The organism is Pueribacillus theae (genome assembly GCF_003097615.1).
Classification (GTDB): domain Bacteria; phylum Bacillota; class Bacilli; order Bacillales; family UBA6769; genus Pueribacillus; species Pueribacillus theae.
Genome location: NZ_QCZG01000077.1, coordinates 1 through 6355 on the forward strand (window position 1 = coordinate 1; position 6355 = coordinate 6355).

A 6355-nucleotide genomic window follows, 5' to 3' on the forward strand; every position below is an offset into this window, starting at 1 on the left:
TGGATTGCAGGCTTACCTAATTATATCAAGGTATATCTGCCTGTTTCAGTCTGCGAAAGTTGAGTTACTTAAAAATAAGTGTTTTCTTTCAATCTACAATTTTTTTAGGAATAATAAAGTTGTTAAGTTTGGGGAAACGAATAATTCATATTCCCCATCTATTCTTGAGTTTGAAAGGCCAAACGTATGCCTAATCCAATATAAATCAAACCAACAATCTTCTCGGCTTTATTAGCAAAAACACCTGACGTTTTGAACATCTTTGCTCCAATGAAACTTGTACAATAAGCCAAAAAAGTAGTGTATGCAATACTCATTAGCACAAATACAATGCCTAAGACAAGAAGTTGTAATGTCACACTGCTTCCGTCATTTTGGATAAATTGAGGTAAAAATGCTAAAAAGAATAATGCTGTTTTAGGATTCAATACTTCCGCTAAAAAGCCTTGTTTAATTGATTTCCAACTCGAGCTTTTAACTATACTCACAGACGTTTGTTCAACGTTTGGTTTTTCTTCTTGTTTCGCCTTTGCCAGTAACATTTGAATCCCTAAGTAGCATAAATAAATAGCTCCGATATATTTTACGATTTCAAATGCGAAAGCTGAACTTAATAATATCGCTGATAACCCTAAAATAGCGAACAATACATGGATAATATCACCTAAGGCAATTCCTAAAGCAGTCATAATACCATTTTTTCTCCCGCTTTTTATCGTTTGAGAAATTGTAATAATGACCGCAGGGCCTGGGATTAGAAATAAAAGAAAAACAACGACAATAAATGAAACCATGCTATCCTCACACTTTCTATTCCATATAACATTTTTACTACCATGGTATGTTAAGCCTGCTCCTCGATCAGTGTGGAAAAGTAGACACCATGAATTTCTCCATATACCTGTATACTAGAAGGCCTTTCCGCCTTGTAACAAGTATAACAATTTCTCATAAGTTGTCTACAATCTTTTGCCAATACATTTCGGAGATTGGCAATTACTTTATTTCTTGACACGTCATATTATTAATAGTAATATTATGAATATGAAAAACACAATTAAAAAATCACCTGTCGCATTAGCCGTACTTTGCTTTCTTATTGAGGAGCCTATGCATCCGTATCGTATGCAGCAGCTTATTAAAGAGAGGGGGAAAGATGAAGTTATTAACGTTCGCCATCGAACGAGTATTTACCAAACGATTGATCGGTTGCATCGAGACAAGGCCATTGCCATCCAAGAAAAGAAAAAGAACGAAGGGAGACCAGATTTAATTGTTTATGAAATCACGGATTTAGGTCGAAATGCTGCCTATTCATGGATCCGGGAAATGATCTCTACACCGGCTCAGGAATTTTTAGAGTTCCCTGCTGCTGTGTCTTTTCTGGCATTGCTAACGCCTGAAGATGTCGCATTGCTCTTCAAACAAAGAGTAAGCGCTCTTAAAAAGACACTCGCCCGACTTGAAGATCAGTTTCAGAAAGGAGCATCGCTGGGCCTGCCGCGCTTATTTTTACTTGAGGCCGAATATCAACGAACAGTGCTTGCGGCTGAAATAGAATGGATTACATCCATCATCGCGGACATCGATTCTAAAAAGCTGAAATGGAGCATGGAAGAGCTTCGCGAAAAAGAAAATTAACTTATATACGAAAGGTTGTATTTTTAATGAATAAACGATTAAATCAATCCTCATCATTCGATGAAACGGTCCCTGTCCTCGTTGTTGGAGGAAGTCTGATAGGCCTGTCATTTTCCCTTTTTCTAGCTCGCCAGGGGATTAAGCCATTAGTCGTAGAGCGTCATCCAGGAACGTCCATTCACCCGCGCGTTTCGAGCTTAACTGCCCGAACGATGGAAATATTCCGTTCAGCCGGGATCGAGGAGGAGATTCGCCATGAAGAGCCCCCTTTCCCTCGGGAGTTTGGCATCATGTTTGTAGAGAGCTTGGCTGGGCAAATGTTTGATAACCTGATGGAAGATATGAGTGCCTACTTTACGGATGCTAGTCCAGTTGAAGGAAATGGCATCGCACAAGATCTGCTTGAGCCGGTTCTCCGGGCACAGGCCGAGCAAGCTGGTGCCGATTTGCGTTACAACACGGAGTTGATCGAGTTTGAAACAGATGAGGATGGCATCTCGGCCATGATTTGCGATCGAATCAGCGGCGAAACGCGCCGTGTTCGAACCAAGTATATGGTAGGAGCGGATGGGAATAAGAGTGGAATCCGTACACAATTAGGTATTGATCAACATGGAGAAGGTACGCTCTTCCATCTGATCAGCGTAGTTTTCGATGCGGACATTCATGAGCTGTTTAGAAGGCAAAATGCGCATATGTGTTTTTTCGCCAATGATACCGTAAGCGGAAGTCTTGTACTGTATCCTGGAACCTACAGGCGACCTCATATATACCGGTTGGACGTTATATATGATCCAGAGGAGGAAACGATTGACGATTATCCCGAGGAACGCTGTGTTGCATTAGTTCGGGAAGCAATCGGAATTCCTGACATCCCTGTTGCCATCAAAAAGGTATTAACTTGGGAAATGGCCGGTCGTGTTGCTGATCGCTTCCAAGAAGGCCGCATTTTTTTAGTTGGCGATTCCGCTCGGGTTCAACCTCCAAGCGGCGGCCTGGGAGGCAACACCGGCATCGCCGAGGCGCAAAACCTCGCTTGGAAACTCGCCGCCGTCTTGCGTGGTGAAGCCGGTTCGGATTTGCTTGCCACATACGATGTTGAACGGCGGCCCGTAGCCGATTACACCGTAGAGCAAGTAGTCATGCTTTCCCAGCAGCGCGAACATGAAGGATCGGATGGGATTACAGTAAGCACCCTGCATGTCAATATGGGTTATCATTACCAAGATGGCGCAATCGTACCGGAAACAGACGGGCAGAACCTCCCTATTGTACAGTCGCCCGAGTTATGGAAGGGACAGCCGGGAACCCGCGCAGCGCACATCGTTCTCGAACGGGGTGGTCATACCATTTCCTCATTAGATCTATTTGGTTCCAGGTTCGTCTTGCTCGTTGGCCCTGACGGACAAAACGGGTTGGAGGCTGCCCAACATGTTAAAGATGCGCTCCGTCTCCCGATGGATATTTATCAGATTGGTGGTCGTAAAGGTGATTTCAGCAATCCCGGGAACGATTTTCTTGACGCATACGGAATCACTTCCACAGGGGCTGTCATTGTGCGGCCGGACGGGTATATCGGATGGCGAAAACCGGGTACCGGGGAGAATAAGGAAGAAATGGAAAAAGTGTTAACCAATGCCCTGTCAACAATCCTCTTTCGTTAAATCAACTACATCAAAAAGGAAAGGAAAATAAGAATTATGCTTACATTTGAATATACCGAAATCTATGATTATCCCGCATCTATCGTTTTTTCACGCCTCATTGATCTAGAGGGGCGACCTTCCTGGATTAAAGGCATTATGGAGGCTCGAGTTACTCCTAAAAGGACCGGCTCAGTTGGGGACCAAATATTTCGAAAGTGGAAAATACTCAGGCTTCAAGAGTGAAAAAAACATGATCGTGACCGAGCTTGTTCAGGATCAATTGTTGACGATGGAGACAGTTCCTGATGAAAAACAATCGTTTCGCGAAAGCTATCGTATTGAGCCGATCTCGGATCAATCTTGCCGTGTTCATTTCTCCATTCAAGTTGACAACGTTCCGAAGGTAGCTGAATTTTTCATGCGTCAATCGATGAAGAAAGAGCAGCCGCAAACAGCTGCTGGCTTGAAGGCTGTCCTTAAGGGGTAACTTCCATACGGTTTGCTGCAGTGCGAGAGTGGTATAGGCTTCAGCATAGCCTGCTAAGTCTAGGACTAAAACTAGTTCTAAATTTGTAATAGTAATACGTCATTTTTTTGCCCTTTATCTTAATAATTAAGATAAATGGGGTTGGACTGTCACGATTGAAGGCGGGGATTCGTTCAATGACTAACAACTAGTAATCTATAATATGACTGGTGTATTTCCACAACGTCGTTAAAAGCGATCGGATTTCCTTCGTTCAATCCAGAATATTACACTTGCCCCAATCATGCTAGTACAGGTGGCCGATGTTCTAACGACAACGGCTTTACTGATTCTCTATAGTCGGTTTACGAAGGTCGTCGGTAAGCTTTCGAAGAGATTGACAGGAGAGAATCAAGTAATCGAGTATGGTCTGTAACTCCTCTTGACTGTACTTCGAGTAGAGTTCAAGCATGGCATCGTTTAACGGAGTGAATGCCTTTTTAATCGTATGCAATTGCGAATAGAGTGGCTCGGCATAGACCACTCTGAGATCGTTAGGATCCTTCGTCCGGCGGATATAGCCCGCTTTTTCTAAGCGATTTAGCACGCTTGTAATAGCACCCGTGGTTAGTCCCGTCCACTCTGCTAGCTGTCCTGCAGTGGCTCTTCCTCTGCTTAGAATCAAATCTAAGCACTTATGATCTGTAATGTTAAGGCCAAGATGCCCAGCTATCGCCTGATGAAACATGATCGTTTGAGTGGATAACTGTTTGGAAGCTTCTAAAAGTGACAGATGAAGGTCTGTTTGTGTCGGTCGCATCATACATACCCCCTTTGATTTATTTCGATTCATAAAGTATAGCATAAAGGATCCATTCACTGAGCGATATATGTTGGGGCAATCAGAACTAAAGTTTAGGAACTCTTAATCAGCCTTAAGACTGAGGTAAAGGTAACGACTGGTTGATATTATGAAATAAACATGATTCATCCATATATCTTAATAATTAAGATAAATTTCAGGAAAAGAGGGAACAGTCGTGTTCGAATTCCTTATGGGAGTAGAATTTTTGTTATTACTATTACTAGTGGGTGTTTCAGGGGCTACTGGCTATGCCGCGAATTACCTCAAATATTGTGGAAGAGAGTGAATCGAGCTTCCGAATATGGCTAAAAGCAGCCAAAGTTGGCGTCTATATCGGTACCGCCCTAATCATGGTTTGAGCACTGGACATCATGATAATTTTCGTAAATTACGGATGGCTATTTATCATGGACCGGGTCTTGAACCTATTGCCTTTGTTAAGCTTGCCAGCGGCAATTGTGTTGATCTTTGCGCTGCCTAACTTATCGAGGGAAACCAATAAAAAGTCTTTACTGTTCTTTATTGTGTCTATACATGTAATGACTGTTGGAGCAATACTTGCCTTTTTTCTAGTAACGATAGACATACCTGCCATTCCTAATACAAAAGATCTTTTGATTTATGGCGGGGCACTGATCATTTCAGCAGGTCTGCTATGGCTTTACCATGGAAGAAGGATAAGGATTCTGGAAAATCGGCTTCCCCAATTTAGCATAAGAATCATAAGAGGAGCTGTATATTTCGTTTTGGTGTTTGGAGTAGCCATAACAGGATTAGTCGTTTCTCAAAAGATGAGTGAATTTCCTGGCAGGATGAACATGGTCCATCACCATACTGCCGATTTTGGGGGTGGAGATTCCAGCTCAGATGAAAATACAAATGCCCACCATGACGGTCATGATTCCAATTCAGACAGTAAGCCGATTAGTGTTGTGGAGTTGAAAGGACCTCAAACAGACATTCCTGACAAAAAATACGTCCTCTACGCAGAGACAAAGAAGATTCGCCTTGCTTCCGGCGAATCCATTGAAGCGTGGACGTTTAATGGTCAGAGCCCAGGCCCAGAGCTTGTCGCCAATGAAGGGGATTTGGTGGAAGTAAGATTGGTGAATAAAAATATCGATAGTGGGGTTACCATTCATTGGCACGGAGTAGATGTCCCTAATGGTGAAGATGGCGTTGCAGGGATGACGCAGGATGCCGTAATGCCTGGAGAGTCGTATACCTATCGTTTTGTTGTAAAAGAGGAGGGAACTCATTGGTACCATTCCCACCAGCAGTCCTCCATTCAAGTGCAAAAGGGGCTATTCGGGGCCTTTATCATACATCCATCCAGTCAACATGAAACAAAAACGATGGATACGACGATTGTGGCTCATGATTGGATCATTCCAGACGGCAGGAATATTCCAGCCCTCGATACGGCAGATACATTCCAAAGGAAAATGGTTAATCCGGGAACACCTGTACGACTCCGTCTCGTAAATGCGGGTAATTTAACTCGTACGTTTTCTTTAAACTGCGTGCCTTTCAAGGTTATAGCCATCGATGGTTATGAGTTGAATGAGCCAGGTACTCTGACGACTAGTTTATTACGAATCGGAGGAGGGGGGCGTTACGATATCGAATTCATCATGCCAGACACTTCCGTTACGCTGGCAATGCTAATAGAAGACAAACCACTAGGAATAGTGTATAGCCCAGACGGACACGGGAAACGAAATGTGCTCGATGAAG

The 6355-nt window shown here is 43.2% G+C and carries 6 protein-coding genes; 4 read left to right on the forward strand and 2 right to left on the reverse strand.

The window, feature by feature from the left end; all coding sequences use genetic code 11:
- Positions 1-158: 158 nt before the first annotated feature.
- Positions 159-794: a LysE family translocator gene (locus DCC39_RS18345; protein WP_116556335.1), complete on the reverse strand. Its 636-nt coding sequence runs from the start codon at positions 792-794 to the stop codon at positions 159-161.
- 244 nt (positions 795-1038) lie between these two features.
- On the opposite strand from DCC39_RS18345, the gene DCC39_RS18350 reads away from it, so the two are divergent.
- From DCC39_RS18350 to DCC39_RS18365, 3 genes are all read left to right on the forward strand, one after another.
- Positions 1039-1641, forward strand: coding sequence for a PadR family transcriptional regulator (locus DCC39_RS18350; RefSeq protein ID WP_116556340.1), 603 nt, complete (start codon positions 1039-1041; stop codon positions 1639-1641).
- A gap of 26 nt (positions 1642-1667) precedes the next feature.
- Positions 1668-3305, forward strand: a complete 1638-nt coding sequence (locus tag DCC39_RS18355) for an FAD-dependent monooxygenase (protein ID WP_165820937.1) — start codon at positions 1668-1670, stop codon at positions 3303-3305.
- 232 nt (positions 3306-3537) lie between these two features.
- Positions 3538-3774: an SRPBCC family protein gene (locus DCC39_RS18365; RefSeq protein ID WP_116556338.1), complete on the forward strand. Its 237-nt coding sequence runs from the start codon at positions 3538-3540 to the stop codon at positions 3772-3774.
- Positions 3775-4096: 322 nt separating this feature from the next.
- Here the strand turns inward: DCC39_RS18365 and DCC39_RS18370 are convergent, their stop codons facing one another.
- Positions 4097-4573, reverse strand: a complete 477-nt coding sequence (locus DCC39_RS18370; RefSeq protein WP_116556339.1) for a MarR family winged helix-turn-helix transcriptional regulator — start codon at positions 4571-4573, stop codon at positions 4097-4099.
- Between the two features lie 452 nt (positions 4574-5025).
- Between DCC39_RS18370 and DCC39_RS18375 the strand changes: the two genes are divergently transcribed.
- The coding region (locus DCC39_RS18375) for a multicopper oxidase family protein (protein ID WP_165820938.1) at positions 5026-6355 on the forward strand (1330 nt) is incomplete at its 3' end.